The 16,229-nt window shown below is 61.1% G+C and carries 11 protein-coding genes; 5 read left to right on the forward strand and 6 right to left on the reverse strand.

Translation table 11 applies throughout. The annotated features are described in order from the left end of the window. Window positions 1-83 precede the first annotated feature (83 nt). From AC07SI_RS13560 to yjiA, 3 genes are all read left to right on the forward strand, one after another. Window positions 84-2,150 (forward strand): carbon starvation CstA family protein, encoded by a 2,067-nt coding sequence (locus tag AC07SI_RS13560; protein ID WP_065910199.1) that lies wholly within the window; start codon window positions 84-86, stop codon window positions 2,148-2,150. Between the two features lie 15 nt (window positions 2,151-2,165). Further along, on the forward strand, window positions 2,166-2,363 hold the full coding sequence (locus AC07SI_RS13565) for a YbdD/YjiX family protein (protein WP_003194308.1): 198 nt from the start codon (window positions 2,166-2,168) through the stop codon (window positions 2,361-2,363). A 156-nt stretch (window positions 2,364-2,519) separates the two neighbouring features. Then, on the forward strand, window positions 2,520-3,479 hold the full coding sequence (gene yjiA, locus AC07SI_RS13570; protein ID WP_495005863.1) for a GTPase: 960 nt from the start codon (window positions 2,520-2,522) through the stop codon (window positions 3,477-3,479). Window positions 3,480-3,532: 53 nt separating this feature from the next. On the opposite strand, the gene glyA is transcribed toward yjiA, so the two are convergent. Both glyA and AC07SI_RS13580 read right to left on the reverse strand, forming a co-directional pair. Further along, on the reverse strand, window positions 3,533-4,786 hold the full coding sequence (gene glyA / locus AC07SI_RS13575; protein WP_065910203.1) for a serine hydroxymethyltransferase: 1,254 nt from the start codon (window positions 4,784-4,786) through the stop codon (window positions 3,533-3,535). Between the two features lie 241 nt (window positions 4,787-5,027). Then, window positions 5,028-8,879 carry a sensor domain-containing protein gene (locus AC07SI_RS13580; protein ID WP_315974947.1) on the reverse strand — a complete coding sequence of 1,284 codons (3,852 nt, stop codon included), beginning with the start codon at window positions 8,877-8,879 and terminating at the stop codon, window positions 5,028-5,030. 285 nt (window positions 8,880-9,164) lie between these two features. Here AC07SI_RS13580 and ettA point away from each other — a divergent pair, with 285 nt between their 5' ends. Together ettA and gdhA are read left to right on the forward strand one after the other, a co-directional pair. Next, on the forward strand, window positions 9,165-10,829 hold the full coding sequence (gene ettA, locus AC07SI_RS13585; protein ID WP_025859215.1) for an energy-dependent translational throttle protein EttA: 1,665 nt from the start codon (window positions 9,165-9,167) through the stop codon (window positions 10,827-10,829). Window positions 10,830-11,178: 349 nt separating this feature from the next. Then, window positions 11,179-12,516: an NADP-specific glutamate dehydrogenase gene (gdhA, locus tag AC07SI_RS13590; protein ID WP_106802585.1), complete on the forward strand. Its 1,338-nt coding sequence runs from the start codon at window positions 11,179-11,181 to the stop codon at window positions 12,514-12,516. On the opposite strand, the gene AC07SI_RS13595 is transcribed toward gdhA, so the two are convergent. From AC07SI_RS13595 to AC07SI_RS13610, 4 genes are all read right to left on the reverse strand, one after another. Next, entirely contained in the window at window positions 12,513-13,001 is a 489-nt protein-coding gene (locus AC07SI_RS13595; protein ID WP_065910209.1) for a GreA/GreB family elongation factor, read from the reverse strand. The genes gdhA and AC07SI_RS13595 overlap by 4 nt on opposite strands. Window positions 13,002-13,088: 87 nt before the next feature. Then, a complete protein-coding gene (locus tag AC07SI_RS13600) occupies window positions 13,089-13,445 on the reverse strand; it encodes a hypothetical protein (protein WP_120450011.1) in 357 nt (118 codons plus the stop codon). 203 nt (window positions 13,446-13,648) lie between these two features. Continuing rightward, window positions 13,649-15,502, reverse strand: coding sequence for an Lnb N-terminal periplasmic domain-containing protein (locus AC07SI_RS13605; protein WP_106802587.1), 1,854 nt, complete (start codon window positions 15,500-15,502; stop codon window positions 13,649-13,651). Window positions 15,503-15,593: 91 nt separating this feature from the next. Continuing rightward, the gene (locus AC07SI_RS13610) at window positions 15,594-16,082 is read right to left on the reverse strand and encodes a DUF3015 domain-containing protein (protein ID WP_016973832.1); all 489 of its coding nucleotides are present in this window, start codon (window positions 16,080-16,082) and stop codon (window positions 15,594-15,596) included. Window positions 16,083-16,229 lie beyond the last annotated feature (147 nt).

Here is a 16,229-nt window from a genome sequence, read left to right on the forward strand (position 1 = left end):
AATGTAGGGGGGTGGTCTTTGAGGCCAACAGCGCTAAACTCGGGATGGCTGTCCTTTCTGTCCACCCTGGCTGGAATATAAAAATGAAAAATAATAATAGCCTGCTACGCCACCTACCCTGGCTGGTGCTGGCAATTGTAGGAGCGTGCGCCCTGGGCGTAGTGGCCTTGCGCCGCGGCGAGGCGATCAACGCCTTGTGGATTGTGGTCGCTGCTGTGGCCATCTACCTGGTTGCATACCGTTACTACAGTCTGTTCATCGCTAACAACGTGATGCAACTCGATCCACGGCGGGCCACCCCCGCAGTGCTCAACAACGACGGTCTGGACTATGTGCCGACCAACAAACACATCCTTTTCGGTCACCACTTTGCGGCGATTGCCGGTGCAGGTCCGCTGGTCGGCCCGGTATTGGCGGCGCAAATGGGCTATCTGCCGGGCACCCTGTGGCTGATTGCCGGGGTGGTACTGGCCGGTGCGGTGCAGGACTTCATGGTCCTGTTCCTGTCCACCCGTCGCAACGGCCGTTCCCTGGGGGATATGGTTCGCGAAGAGATGGGCCGCATTCCGGGGACTATCGCGCTGTTCGGCTGCTTCCTGATCATGATCATCATCCTCGCGGTGCTGGCGCTGATCGTGGTCAAGGCCCTGGCCGAGAGTCCATGGGGCATCTTCACGGTCATGGCGACCATCCCGATCGCGATGTTCATGGGCGTGTACATGCGCTACATCCGCCCGGGCCGCATCGGTGAGATCTCGATCATCGGCGTGCTGTTGCTGCTGGGTTCGATCTGGCTGGGCGGGCAGATTGCCGCTGACCCGACCTGGGCCAAAGCCTTCACCTTCACCGGGATCCAGATCACCTGGATGCTGATCGGCTACGGTTTCGTCGCGGCGGTACTGCCGGTATGGCTGATCCTGGCGCCGCGTGACTACCTCTCCACGTTCCTCAAGATCGGCACCATCATCGCCCTGGCGATCGGCATCCTGGTCACCATGCCAGAGCTGAAAATGCCGGCCCTGACCCAGTTCATCGATGGCACCGGCCCGGTGTGGAAGGGCGGCCTGTTCCCGTTCCTGTTCATCACCATCGCCTGTGGCGCGGTCTCGGGTTTCCACGCGCTGATTTCCTCGGGCACCACGCCCAAGCTGCTGGATAACGAAGTCAACGCCCGTTACATCGGCTACGGCGCGATGCTGATGGAGTCGTTCGTGGCCATCATGGCCATGGTCGCGGCTTCCGTGATTGAGCCTGGCGTGTACTTCGCCATGAACAGCCCGGCCGCTGTGGTCGGCGGTGACGTGATGACCGTGGCGCAAACCGTCAGCAGCTGGGGCTTTGCGATAACGCCTGAGGCGTTGCAGGCCGTGGCCCATGACATCGGCGAGACCACCATCCTGGCGCGTGCCGGCGGTGCACCGACGTTGGCGGTGGGTATCGCGCAGATCCTGCACAGTGTGCTGCCGGGTGAAAACACCATGGCGTTCTGGTACCACTTTGCGATCCTGTTCGAGGCGTTGTTCATCCTCACTGCAGTCGACGCCGGCACCCGTGCCGGTCGCTTCATGCTGCAGGACCTGCTGGGTTCGTTCGTGCCGTCGCTCAAGCGCACCGAGTCGTGGACAGCCAACCTGATTGCCACCGCCGGTTGTGTGGCGATGTGGGGGTACCTGCTGTACCAGGGCGTGATCGACCCACTGGGCGGCATCAACACCTTGTGGCCGCTGTTCGGTATCTCCAACCAGATGCTGGCGGGTATCGCGCTGATGCTGGCGACCGTTGTACTGATCAAAATGAAACGCCAACGCTACATCTGGGTGACCATGCTGCCGGCCGTATGGCTGCTGATCTGCACCACCACCGCAGGCTTCATCAAGCTGTTCGACGCCAACCCGGCGATCGGCTTCCTGTCGCTGGCGAAGAAGTACAGTGATGCGCTGGCCAACGGCCAGATCCTGGCCCCGGCCAAGAGCGTCGACCAGATGCAGCACGTGATCTGGAACGCCTACACCAACGCAACGCTGACAGCACTGTTCCTGTTCGTGGTATTCAGCATCCTGTTCTATGCGCTCAAGGTCGGCGTCGCCGCCTGGGGCAACAAGGAACGTACGGATAAAGAAGCCCCGTTCCAGGCCGTACCGGACGCGTAAACGAGGATTGCAGCCATGTTCAATGACATCAGTCGCCTCGGTAAATACCTCGGTCAGGCCGCGCGCCTGATGGTCGGCATGCCCGACTACGACACCTACGTCGAGCATATGCAAACCAAGCACCCGGACAAACCGGTGATGGACTACAAGGCGTTCTTCCGGGAACGCCAGGAAGCCCGTTATGGTGGCAAGGGTGGGCCTAAGTGCTGCTAGCCCGGTACCCGGGTTGGCGGTGACCCCATGTGGGAGCGGGCTTGCTCGCGAAGGCGGTCTGTCAGTTGATGCATACTTCGACTGATATACCGCCTTCGCGAGCAAGCCCGCTCCCACATTTGTTTTGTGTACCTTCAATTCCAAGGAGAACTGTCTTTGTCCTCTCCCATCCCCGTCACCGTCCTCAGCGGCTTCCTCGGCGCCGGCAAGACCACCTTGCTGCGCCATCTGCTCAAGGCCGAGCACGGCTTGAAAATCGCCGTGATCGAAAACGAATTCAGTGACGCCGGAATCGACACCCAACTGTTGGGTACAGAACCGGTGCAAGTCATGACCCTGTCCAACGGCTGCGTGTGCTGCACCATCTACACCGACCTGACCAAAGCCCTGTACCTGCTGCTGGAACGCCTGGACAGCGGCGAGATCGCCTTCGATCGCCTGGTGATCGAGTGCACCGGCCTGGCCGATCCGGCGCCGGTGGCGCAGACCTTTTTTATCGATGAAGAACTGCGCGAGCGCTATATCCTCGACGGCATCATCACCCTGGTGGACGCGGCGCATGCCGAGCACCACCTGACCCAGGCCATCGCCCAGGCCCAGATCGGTTTTGCCGACCGCCTGCTGGTGAGCAAGCGTGACCTGGTGGACGACGCCACCTTCGAGGCCCTCAGCGAGCGCCTGACCCGCATCAACCGCCGCGCGCCGATTCGTGTGGTGGACCATGGCGCCATCGACCTGGCCGAGTTGCTCGATGTCCGCGGCTTCAACCTCAACGCTGGCATGAGCCTGCGCCCGGTGAGTGCGGCGCCGTCCATCGACCGTATCTTTAGCCTGGTGCTGCGCACCGAGCAGCCGCTGGATATCGACCGCCTCAGTGAGTTCATGAATGAGCTGCTGGAAGACCACGGCAAGCAGCTGCTGCGCTACAAGGGCGTGCTGAACATTGCCGGAGAGGACCGGCGCATGGTGTTCCAAGGCGTACTGAAGCTCTACGGGTTCGATTGGGACACCGATTGGGCCGAGGGCGAGGCGCGCGAGAGTGTGATGGTGTTTATTGCCGATGAGTTGCCCGAAGACAAAATCCGTGAAGGGTTTGCACGGGTTTACCAATCCTGAGCCACAAAAAAGCCCGGCTCTTGAGCCGGGCTTTTTCATTCAAGCAACTGCAATCAAGCGCCGTAGACCGGCAGCTTCTTGCAGATGGCCTTGACCTTCTCACGGACCGCGTCGATCACGGCTTCGTTGTTCAGGTCTGCCAGGATGTCGCAGATCCAGCCGGCCAGTTCCTTGCACTCTGCTTCTTTAAAGCCACGAGTGGTCACAGCCGGAGTACCGAAGCGCAGGCCGGAGGTGACGAACGGCGAACGTGGGTCGTTCGGCACGGAGTTTTTGTTCACGGTGATGAAGGCTTTGCCCAGGGCAGCGTCAGCATCTTTACCGGAGATGTCCTGCTTGATCAGCGACAGCAGGAACAGGTGGTTCTCAGTACCGCCGGAAACCACGTCGAAGCCGCGTTCGATAAACACGCTGGCCATGGTCTGGGCGTTCTTCACCACTTGTTGCTGGTAAGTCTTGAACTCAGGCTGCAGCGCTTCCTTGAAGCAGATCGCTTTAGCTGCGATCACGTGCTCCAGCGGGCCACCCTGGGCGCCCGGGAAGACGGCGGAGTTCAGCTTCTTCTCGATGTCGGCGTTGGCGCGCGCCAGGATCAGGCCGCCACGTGGACCGCGCAGGGTCTTGTGCGTGGTGGTGGTCACGACGTCAGCGTAAGGCACTGGGTTCGGGTAGACGCCAGCGGCGACCAGACCGGCTACGTGAGCCATGTCGACGAACAGGTAGGCGCCGACTTTGTCAGCGATCTCACGGAAGCGTGGGAAATCCAGGATCTGCGAGTAGGCAGAGAAACCGGCCACGATCATTTTTGGCTTGTGCTCGACCGCCAGGCGCTCGACTTCGTCGTAGTCGATCAGGCCGTTGGCATCGATACCGTATTGAACGGCGTTGTACAGCTTGCCCGAGGAGGAAACGCTGGCGCCGTGGGTCAGGTGACCGCCGTGGGCCAGGCTCATGCCCAGGATGGTGTCGCCGCCTTGCAGCAGGGCCAGGTACACGGCGCTGTTGGCCTGGGAGCCGGCGTGTGGCTGGACGTTGGCGTAATCGGCGCCGAACAGTTCCTTGGCACGGTCGATGGCCAATTGCTCAACCACGTCGACGTACTCGCAACCGCCGTAGTAGCGCTTGCCTGGGTAGCCTTCGGCGTACTTGTTGGTCAGAACCGAGCCTTGAGCCTCCATCACCGCAGGGCTGGTGTAGTTTTCCGAAGCGATCAGCTCAATGTGCTCTTCCTGGCGCACGGCTTCTTGCTCCATGGCGGCGAAGAGATCGGCGTCGTACTTGGCAATAGTCAAATCACGGCTGAACATGGCGGTCCTCAAGGATCGGGGGCAGAAAAGGAGGGCATTCTAACCCAATGGGTTTTAGATGGCATATGAAAGGACATCATGTCGCGGACAAGCGGGGCTCATCTGGGGATAGGTGGTGTTTGTTCGGGCCCCTTCGCGAGCAAGCCCGCTCCCACATTCAATCGGGTTCCTTCAGGTGGAATACGGTCGAATGTGGGAGCGGGCTTGCTCGCGAAGAGGCCATCCGCATCACCTGAGGATTTCAGTCGAACATGAATAGCGCATCATTGCTGAATTGCGCCTCGAACCGATTCGCCGGCATTGGCCGCCCGAACAGGTAGCCCTGCACCTCGTCACACCCGTGCTCACGCAGGAAATCCAGTTGCTCATGGGTTTCCACGCCCTCGGCGATCACGGCCAGGTTCAGGCTGTGGGCCATGGCGATAATGGCGCGGGCGATCTGTGCGTCCTGCTCGCCGGACGGCAGGCCATCGACGAAGGTACGGTCGATTTTCAACACGTCGATGGGAAATTGCTTTAGGTAGTTGAGCGACGAATAGCCAGTACCGAAGTCGTCTACCGCAATGCTCAGACCGAGGTTTTTCAGGCTGTCGAGGATGTGCATGGCTTCGTTGACTTCGCGCATCAGGATACTTTCGGTCAGCTCCAGCTCCAGGCACGCCGGCGGCAGGCCGGTGTCCTTGAGGATGGTGGCGATGCGCGTGCCCAGTTGGCCGTCGGAGAACTGCCGCGCGGAGATGTTCACCGAGACTTTCGGCACGCGGACCTTGTTCTGGTGCCAGGTCTTGAGCTGGCGGCACGCCTCGCTGATCACCCAGTCGCCCACGTCGACCACCAGGCCCAATTCCTCCAGCACCGGGATGAAGTCGCCCGGTGGCACCAGCCCGCGACGCGGATGGCGCCAGCGCAGCAGGGCCTCGGCGCCGGTCAGGCGTTTGCCGTCGCCGCTGAACTGCGGCTGGTAATAAAGCACGAATTCGTTCTGGTCCAGCGCATGGCGCAGATCGCTTTCCAGCTCCAGGCGCTCCAGGGCGCTGGCGTTCATGTCGGCCTGGTAGAACTGGAAGTTGTTTTTACCGCGTTCCTTGGCGTGATACATCGCCGTGTCGGCGTTCTTCATCAGTTGGCTCAGTTCGTTGCCGTCCTGCGGGCTCAAGGCGATGCCGATACTCGCGGTTACGAAGAACTCGCGGCCTTCCAGCACGAACGGCTTGACCAGGCTGGCGAGGATCTGCTCGGCCACGTGAATCGCGCGGTTCAGCGCCATTTCGCGGTTGACCCGTGGTTGCAGGAGCAAGGTGAACTCGTCGCCGCCCATGCGTGCCACGGTGTCGTCTTCGGCCACGCAGCCGAGCAGGCGGGTCGCCATTTCCTTGAGCATGCGGTCGCCGGCGGCGTGGCCCAGGGAGTCGTTGATCGGTTTGAAGCGGTCGAGGTCGAGGAACATCAGCACCACCCACGACTTCTGCCGCTCGGCCGACTGCAGCGCAGTGTGCAGGCGGTCCTGGAACAGCGTGCGGTTGGGCAGGTGGGTCAGGGCGTCGTAGTACGCCAGGCGGTGGATACGCTGTTCGCTGGCCTTGCGCTCGCTGATGTCACTGAAGAAGCACACGTAGCTGGCCAGGTCGCCTTCGTCGTCGAACACCGCCGTGATGCCGACCCAGGCCGGGTAATGCTCGCCGTTGCGCCGCTTGAGCCAGACTTCGCCTTCCCAGGTGCTGTGCTGGTGCAGTTGCTTGAGCACATAGCGCAGGTGGGCTTCCTGTTGCTCGTCGACGGTGAGCATGTTCGGCAACTGATCGAGGACATCCGTCACCGCGTAGCCGCTGACCCGGCTGAACGCCTCGTTGGCCTGCACGATATAGCCGGCCGGGTCGGTGATCAGGATCGCCGAGGTGGAATGCTCGAATACCGTGGCCGCCATGCGCAGGTCTTTTTCGGCGCGGCGTTGCTGGCTGATATCACGGCCCACGCCGAGGATGCCCTCGAAGGCGCCGTGCTCGTCCCATACCAGCACCAGGCGCAGTTCGATCGGCACTTTGCGACCGTCGGCGCGCAGGCAGTCGAACAGGAACAGCTGGGTCTGTATTTCATCACGCAGGCGGTTCAGCGCCTCGGGATCGCCGAGCGCGCGGCTGACCTGTTCCACCAGGCTGTAGATGCCGGTCAATTGCTGCGGGTTGGCGATGATCGATTGCCAGCCGTTCTTGAACACCCATTCCACGTCGTAACCGAGCACGGCATTGACCGACGGGCTGATGTAGTTGAGGGCCAACTGGCTGTCGGTGGAGCAGATCACGTCGCTGATGCTTTCGGCCAGCATGCGGTAGCGCTGTTCGCTGTCGCGCAGGGATTCGCTGGCTTCGATCTGGTCGGTGATGTCCTTGGCCACGCCGATGATGCGCGTGACCAGCGCGGTCTTGTCCCGGGCCAGGGCCTGCTCGCGGATATCAAAGCGTCGCCACTGGTTATTGCGATGGCGAAAGCGCAGCTGGCATTGCAGTTGGGTGGTGTAGCCGATCTCGCGTTGTTGCTGGCGCAAGTCGTGGTAATGCTCGGCGTCCTCGGGGTGCAGCAGGATTTCCCAGAAGTACTCGCCCATTTGCTGCAGTTCGGCCTTGTTATAGCCGAGGGTGTGGCCCAGGTGGTGGTTGCTGAAAATCATGCGCTGGCTGATCACATCCTGCACATACAGGTGGTCGGGCACGGTGCGCACTACGTCCGACCAAAAGCTTTCGCGCTCCACCAGCGACAGTTCGATCAGCTTGCGGCTGGTGATATCGCTGATGCTGAGGATCACTGCCTTGAAATCATCCTGTTGCTCGGGCAGGCGCATCACCAGCCACAGGTATTGCTCGTTGCCGGCCACGTCCTTGAGCTGGATTTCCAGCTCCAGCTGGTGCTGTTGGGTGAGCACGGCCTCGAGTATCTGGTAGCCGATGGAGGTGGCGTTGCGCGGGCAATCATCGATCAGCCGCTCCCAGGCTTCTTCGCAGGAGCCGACATTCAACAGGCGCACCGCGACCTGATTGACCTCGGTGATGCGCAGTTCCTTGAGCAGTTGCTGGCGTTCGAGCGGGTTGTCCTGCAGCCAGGCCTTGAGCTGTTCGCGGGTCTGCAGTTGTGCCCGGTCGAAGCAGGCATTCAGGCCCGACAGGTCAAGCACACACAAGGCCACGCCGGTGCCTTCGAAAATATCCTGGTAGCGCCGCCGGCCCTCATGCACCTGGCGCTGGCGGCGGCGCATGTTCAGCAGCACGATCACCGGGATCAGGGAAAACGCCAGGCCCAGCAGGCATTTGCCGATGAACGCCGGCAGCAGTTGTTCCAGCACGGCGGTGCGGTCGAACAGCCCGCGCAATTGCCAGTCGCTTTTGCTCAGGGGCGTGACCAGCACGCTTTTATTCAACTCGTCGGGGGTGAGGGCGCTGGCCCACTGGGCCGGCATGCCGCTGTCGCGACTGATGACACGGTGGTTGATGCGGTTTTCGATGGCCCACATGGGGCGCTGGCCCTGGCCGTCCTGGCGGGTGAGGCTGGTCAGGTAATTGGGTGCCAGGCGCAGCACCCAGTACATCCTGGAACCGCCGCTGGGCTGGTGCAGCAATAGATAGATGATGGCGCCGTCGTTGTTGTTGCTCAGGTAGTAGGACTGCGCGTGGCTGCGCTGCACCAGTTCTTCGAGCCAGGGGCCGTCCTGGCTATCATTGGCGCTGTCGCTGATCATCGCGCCGCTGGGGGCGAGCAGGGCGATGCTGCGCAGTTCCGGCAGCGAACGTTGCAGGGTGCGCATCAACGCCTGTTGCTGTTCGCTGTCGCGCGGTGGCTCGACCATCGGCAGCAGGTTCAGGGCGATTTTTGCGCTCAGGCCCATATTCAGGCTGATCTGCTCAGCCAGGTCGGCGCTGTAGTCGATGGTGTATTGCTGTTGGTTCTTCTGGTTCTGCTGCAACTGGTCCAGCAGTTGCCAGAACAATAATGCGAGCAACATGAGGACAAGCGTCGCCAACGCGCCTTTGAGGGTGCCGTGCAGGGGCGCTCCCGGCGCTATATGAGCGGCGCGCAGGGGAGTGGGCGGCGTGACTTTGGACAAGCTGTGATCCTGCGGTTTGGCTGGACTGGCGCGCGACGTGCACTATAAGCCGGACGCCCGGAGGGCGGCTAGCATGCCTTGACTTGTGGCAAAGTGCCAGCCCCGCCTGGCTGGACTGGCCCAGCGCATTCAGGTAGCTTTGCCGGTTACGCGGGGGCGTTCCAGCCCCAGACATTCAGGCTTTTTCCGCACGCAGGCATTGATTACCGTCAACGGCCCGCGCGGCGCATGGCCTGGCACGGGCTTCGCCCGCTCAATTCATCAGTCACTGACGCTAGGTTCACCATGGCTCAATACGTCTTCACCATGCATCGGCTGGGAAAAGTTGTTCCGCCGAAGCGGGAAATCCTGAAAAACATTTCGCTGTCCTTCTTCCCCGGCGCCAAGATCGGCGTGCTCGGCCTCAACGGTTCGGGTAAGTCCACGCTGTTGAAAATCATGGCCGGCGTCGACACCGAGTTCGAAGGCGAAGCCCGCCCGATGCCCGAACTGAACATCGGCTACCTGCCGCAGGAGCCGCAGCTGGACCCGGCCAAGACCGTGCGTGAAGTGGTCGAAGAGGCCGTCAGCGTGATCAAGGACGCCCAGGCGCGCCTGGATGAGGTCTACGCCGCCTACGCCGAACCGGATGCCGACTTCGACAAGCTCGCCGCCGAACAGGCCAAGCTCGAAGCCATCCTGCAGGCAGGCGACGGTCACAACCTGGAGCGCCAGCTGGAAGTCGCCGCCGATGCGCTGCGCCTGCCGGCGTGGGACGCCAAGGTCGAACACCTGTCCGGTGGTGAGAAGCGCCGTGTGGCCCTGTGCCGCCTGCTGCTGTCGGCTCCCGACATGCTGCTGCTCGACGAACCGACCAACCACCTGGACGCCGATTCCGTCGCCTGGCTGGAACACTTCCTTCACGATTTCCCGGGCACCGTGGTTGCGATCACGCACGACCGGTACTTCCTGGACAACGTCGCCGGCTGGATCCTCGAGCTCGACCGTGGCGCCGGTATCCCTTACGAGGGCAACTACTCCGGTTGGCTGGAAGCCAAGTCCGACCGTCTGGCCGCCGAATCCAAGCAGCAATCGGCCCACGAAAAAGCCATGAAGGAAGAACTGGAGTGGGTGCGCAAAGGCGCCAAGGCCCGCCAGTCCAAATCCAAGGCACGTCTGCAACGCTTCGAAGAAATGCAATCGCAGGAATTCCAGAAGCGCAGCGAAACCAACGAGATCTACATCCCGGCCGGTCCGCGCCTGGGTGACAAGGTCATCGAGTTCAAGAACGTTTCCAAAGGCTATGGCGACCGCGTGCTGATCGACAACCTGTCGTTCTCGATGCCAAAAGGCGCGATCGTCGGCGTTATCGGTGGTAACGGTGCGGGTAAATCCACGCTGTTCCGCATGCTGATGGGCAAGGAAACCCCGGACTCCGGCAGCATCGAGATCGGTGAAACCGTGCAGCTGGCCTGTGTTGACCAGAGCCGCGACGACCTCGACGGCAGCAAGACGGTGTTCCAGCAGATTTCCGACGGTTCCGACCAGATCCGCATCGGCAACTATGAAATCCCGTCGCGTACCTACGTCGGTCGTTTCAACTTCAAGGGCGGCGACCAGCAGAAGTTCGTCAAGGACCTGTCCGGTGGTGAGCGTGGTCGCTTGCACCTGGCCCTGACCCTGAAAGAGGGCGGCAACGTCCTGCTGCTCGACGAACCGTCCAACGACCTCGACGTTGAAACCCTGCGTTCCCTGGAAGAAGCCCTGCTGGACTTCCCGGGCGCCGCCATTGTGATCTCTCACGATCGGTGGTTCCTTGACCGCGTCGCGACTCACATCCTGGCGTACGAAGACGACTCCCAAGCGGTGTTCTTCGAAGGCAACTACACCGAGTACGAAGCCGACCGTAAAAAGCGCTTGGGCGATGCTGCTGCCCAGCCGCACCGTGTGCGTCACAAGAAACTGGCCTGATTCGGGTTGGTTTAAAAGAACGGAGCCTTCGGGCTCCGTTTTTTTTGCGTGTTGCTCAGGCAGACCGAGTTGAATTCATTCGCGAGCAAGCCCGCTCCCACATTCGACCGCATTCCAAAGTGGGAACACATGTCAAATGTGGGAGCTGGCTTGCCTGCGATAGCGGTTTAAGGGCTGGTGCATGCTTCACGTTGAAATCCCTCTTATGGTGCAAAAAAGCCGATTTATTTATATCAAATGCACCATTTAAATTCACAAAGGCGACATCTTGCGCTTTTCAGGTGCGGCATGAATTGCTAATGTCCGGCTCAATCTCCCTTAAAAACAATCAATTTGCCGAGACTTCTCCATGATCGAATCTGTCGAATCCTTCCTTTCGCGCCTCAAGAAACGCGACCCCGACCAGCCGGAATTTCACCAGGCGGTAGAAGAAGTCCTACGCAGCTTGTGGCCGTTTCTTGAAGCCAACCCCCACTACCTGACCTCGGGCATCCTGGAGCGCATCTGCGAGCCGGAGCGCGCGATTACCTTCCGGGTCTCGTGGGTGGATGATCATGGCAAGGTCCAGGTCAATCGCGGGTTTCGCATCCAGATGAACAGCGCTATCGGCCCCTACAAGGGCGGCCTGCGCTTCCACCCGTCGGTGAACCTGGGCGTACTCAAATTCCTCGCCTTCGAGCAGACCTTCAAGAATTCCCTGACCTCCTTGCCCATGGGCGGCGGCAAGGGCGGTTCGGATTTCGATCCCAAGGGCAAGAGCGACGCCGAAGTCATGCGCTTTTGCCAGGCCTTCATGAGCGAGCTGTACCGCCATATCGGCGCCGACGTGGACGTGCCGGCCGGCGATATTGGCGTGGGCGCCCGTGAAATCGGTTTCCTGTTTGGCCAGTACAAGCGCCTGAGCAACCAGTTCACCTCGGTGCTGACCGGCAAGGGCATGACCTACGGCGGCAGCCTGATCCGCCCGGAAGCCACCGGGTTCGGCTGTGTGTACTTCGCTGAGGAAATGCTCAAGCGCAATGGCCAGCGGGTCGAAGGCAAGCGCGTGGCCGTTTCCGGCTCCGGCAACGTGGCGCAATACGCGGCGCGCAAGGTGATGGACTTGGGCGGCAAGGTGGTTTCCCTGTCCGATTCCGAAGGCACCTTGTACGCCGAAAGCGGTTTGACCGAAGAGCAATGGTCAGCCCTGCTCGAACTGAAAAACGTACAGCGCGGCCGTATCAGCGAGCTGGCCGAGCGTTTTGGCCTGGAGTTCCGCAAAGGCAAGACCCCTTGGGAGCTGGCCTGCGATATCGCGCTGCCCTGCGCCACGCAGAACGAACTCGACGCCGAAGCGGCCCGCACCCTGCTGCGCAACGGCTGCATCTGCGTGGCCGAAGGCGCCAACATGCCGACCACGTTGGCGGCGGTGGATATCTTTATCGAGGCGGGCATTCTGTTCGCGCCGGGCAAGGCGTCCAATGCCGGCGGCGTAGCCGTCAGCGGCCTGGAAATGTCGCAGAACGCCATGCGCCTGCTGTGGACTGCCGGTGAAGTGGACAGCAAGCTGCACAACATCATGCAGTCGATCCACCATGCCTGCGTGCATTACGGCGAGGAAAACGGTCGGATCAACTATGTGAAGGGCGCGAACATCGCGGGCTTCGTCAAAGTCGCCGATGCGATGCTCGCGCAAGGCATCGTCTAGGCCTCGGGTTCGATCACCAGCACTTCGATCAACTGATCGCCGACGGGGCGCTTCCACAGCACTTCGTCGCCGACCTGGGCACCGAGTAACGCGCGGCCCAGCGGCGAGCCCCAGTTGATCAGGTTGGCGGTGGCGTCGGCCTGGTCTTCACCGACTAATTGAATGCGCTGCTGCTCGTCCTGCTCGTTGGCAAAGGTGACCCAATTGCCGATCTGCACCTTGTCGGTAGACTTGGCCGGTGGCACCACTTGGGCGCTCTGCACGCGCTGATTGAAGTAGCGCAGATCGCGCTCGAGATCCGCCTGGCGCTGCTTATCGTCTTTGGCAGATTCGAGGCTGTATTCGTGCTGCAACTGCGCAACTTTGGCCTGTAACTGCGCCAACCCTTGCGCGGTGAGGCGATTGGGTTGCTCGCTGACCTGACGCTCCACCGGCTGATCGGCCTGGGCGGCAGCGTTATCTTCATTTACGAAAGCTCGGCTCATGACATGCTCCTCCTATGGAGTTTGGGCCATGTTCGCCGCACGATCGTTCCCACGTCCTGCGTATCCGCCGGTAAGGTCGACGCAGACCTATTGCGAGCGATACGCCCTGGCTGCGTCTTTGTCTTTCTCCTGCTGCCACGCACGTTCGCGGTCATCCCAGTGATTGTCCTTGTAGTCGCGCAACTCTTCGTTCTCTCGCATGGCCTTGCACTGACGAAAACCATCCTCCCAGCCTTCGGCGTATTGGCGGTCTTTCAGGTAGCGCGGCACATTCTTGCGAAACTCCCCGGTGATCACCCCAGCGGCCTGGCGACCACTGCTGCAGCCATCATCAAAACCGTCGGCAAACGCCGGTGGATAACCCTTGGCCAACAACTCCTGGTGAGTGGATTGGCAACCCGCCAGCCACACCACCGCACACAGCATTAGCGCATACCGCCACATGGCGTACTCCCTGGCCGTTTCACGGCTGATAGGGAGAGTCTAGAAGGGGATTTGTCGGGGAGGTGTGAAAGGGAGGTGAGAAAGACGTGGGCGAATCCAAAACGTGCCGGCGATGACGGTGTGTGAGTCAGCCTGGCCGTTGCTGATACACCGCTATCGCGGGCAAGCCCGGCTGCCACATTTTGATCATCGCCAGCTTCTGTTCAGTAGTGATACCACTTCACTTCGAGCATCACTTCATTGACCGGTGTCGACAGGTGGCTGTACTCGCGCTGGGCGCTCAGGCGCAGGCCGAGGTTGCGGGACAGTTCCCACTGCTGGTTGAGGCTGAGGCTGCGGCGCACTTCACCGTTGGTGAAGAAATCGCCCTTGGCTTCCAGGCTCAGGTTGCCCAGCGGGTTTTTCCACAGTACGCCGGTGTTGAAACCGGCTGCCGGGGAGATGGCTTCGCTGAAGTCGTTGTTGTGTTCCACACGCACGGTGCCGAGGGCGAAGCCGAGCATGTCGTCGCTCAGTTGCCAGGTGCCGCCGGCGCCGCCGTTGACGTGGGCGACCAGGGTTTCGTCGTCGTGCTTGCCGGGGACGCGCTCCAGGCCGCCGGTGACTTGCCATGACCACGGCTGCAGCAAGGCATTGCGCGGGGTCAGCGAGCGGATGGTCGCCAGGTCCAGTTGCTGCAGTTGCCAGTGATTGCCTTCGTACTGGCGCAGTTTCATCTGCAGGATCTCGATCTGCGCGCCAAGGGGAAAGCCCTCGGCGTTGTCATTGAGGTCGTGGTAGGCCATGCGCAGGCCGTATTCACCGAACGCCTTGTCGCCACGGGTGCCGATACCGGCTTGCCAGGTGCGCGATTCATGGCCGTTTTCCGGCAAGCCAGGCGGGACGATTTTCAGGTCGGGCGCGGGGTTCTGGTTGATCGCCCGCAGCAGTTCGAAGCTGCGCTGGGAGCGTTCAGTGTCGCGTTCCAGGCCGTTGGCGCGGTAGCGGCCGAGGCGATAGGCGGCGTCGATGATCAGGGCTTGTCGGTCGCGGGGCAGGGCTTTGAAGGCGGGCTCCTGCAATTGTTTCTGGTCGTCGCTGACCTTCAATACCCATTGCTGCTCGTCGCTGTCCAGCGGTTTGGCGCGCTCCAGCAGCTCACGCTCACGGGACGGGCGATAGTCGATTTTCTCGACCAGGCCTGCGTCTTTTACCGCCTTGACCGTGTCGGTAGGGATGGCCGTGAGCGGGAATTGCTCGGTCAGGCGCAGGCCAGGGCGCGCCACTTGCAACAGTTCCAGCAGGCGATAGGAGCAGTTTTCGTCGAAGAAGAAGTAGTCGAACTGGATCTGCTTGAGTTCCCACACATGTTCGACCATGCGCTCGGTCTCGACCTGGGTCAGGTTCAGACGGTATTCCCACAGGTCACGGTTCTCCAGGCTACGGTACTCGGAGAGTTTTTCCTGGTAGGGCACCAGGGCGAACAGGCCGGGGTAGCCGCCCATCAGGCCTTTCCAGGCGTAGAGGATGCTGTTGTCCGAGCCTTCGATGTAGGCGCCGAAGTTGATCGCGTAGCTGAGCAGGGCGGTGTTGTTGCTTTGCACATCCGCCTGGTCGATGCGCAGCAGGGTGTGGCCGAACATCGACGACGGGCTGTTGAGGTACGCCGCCGGAAAGATCATGACCGCGCTGTGGGGCGCGACGTCCTTGAACCATTGCTTGAATTCTTTGCAGTCCACGGCGGGCAGGTCGGTCAGGTGCAACTGATCCTTTAGCCAGCGGGTACGTGCGGGGTAAACGCATTGGGCGTGTTTCTCACCGAGGCTGGCCGGCAGGTACAGCGCTTCGACGGTGGCCTTGAGTTCCGCGTCCGGGTGGTGGGCACCATCGGGGGCGAGGAAGAACTTCTTGTCGCTGACATAGCTGCGCCAGCCGCTGATCTTGCCGGCTTCGTAGTGGCCCAGGGACAACCAGAAGGGGTCGTTGGCCAATTGCTGCAAACGTTGATCATCAAGATGCGGGGCCGCGAACAGCGGGGCGCAAGCGAAGAGTGCCAGCCAGGCAAAGCGTTTGAGCATAGGGGCAACTTAAGTCGGATAAAGTGAGACCCAAAGGGGGGCGGGTCCAAAAATTAAAACCCGCGCCTCGAGAGGCGCGGGCGGGTCGAGCTTAAGCCTGGGTTGCGTATTTCGCCAGACGGGCATCGCTTTTCAGTACAGCCAGGGTGTTGTTGTGCACGTCGTCAGCGGTCACGTCAGCTTTGCTGAAGATCTGCTGGAAGTGCTCATGGGTAACGGCCGCGAAGTGCTCGCGATCTTCCGGTGCAACGCCCAGTACCACCGCGTAGGTGGTCAGTGCTTCGCCATTGCCTTTGGCCATGTCTTCGGACAGCTCGTTCATCATGCCATTCATGGCAATCCACGATTTGCCGCCGTAGGTCAGGGCGCTGTTGGTGCTGCAACCGTTGGTGCCCGAGGTCATGCCGAAGGTGGCGTTACCGGAGGTACCGTTGGTGGTGGAAGCCAGGAAGTGCGCTGGAGTACCGCGCTGGCCTTCAAACAACATGTTGCCCCAACCGCAGTTCGGGCCACCTGGTGCTTCAGCCATGGCATTGAGGGAGACAACGGTGAAGAGAGTACCAAGAAGGATCCGTTTCATAGCTTTGTTCTCTTTGTGTGCAAACCAATGGACAAGGGTTCAGGCACTTCGTAGCGCCCTAGGGATCGGTTATTAGTCCAACCCGCGCAGTTTGGAGTTTAGGCACGTTCCAAGGGTTCCGTGTGTTTTTATAAAACAATCAGCGTT

Source organism: Pseudomonas sp. GW821-FHT05D12, assembly GCF_059419825.1.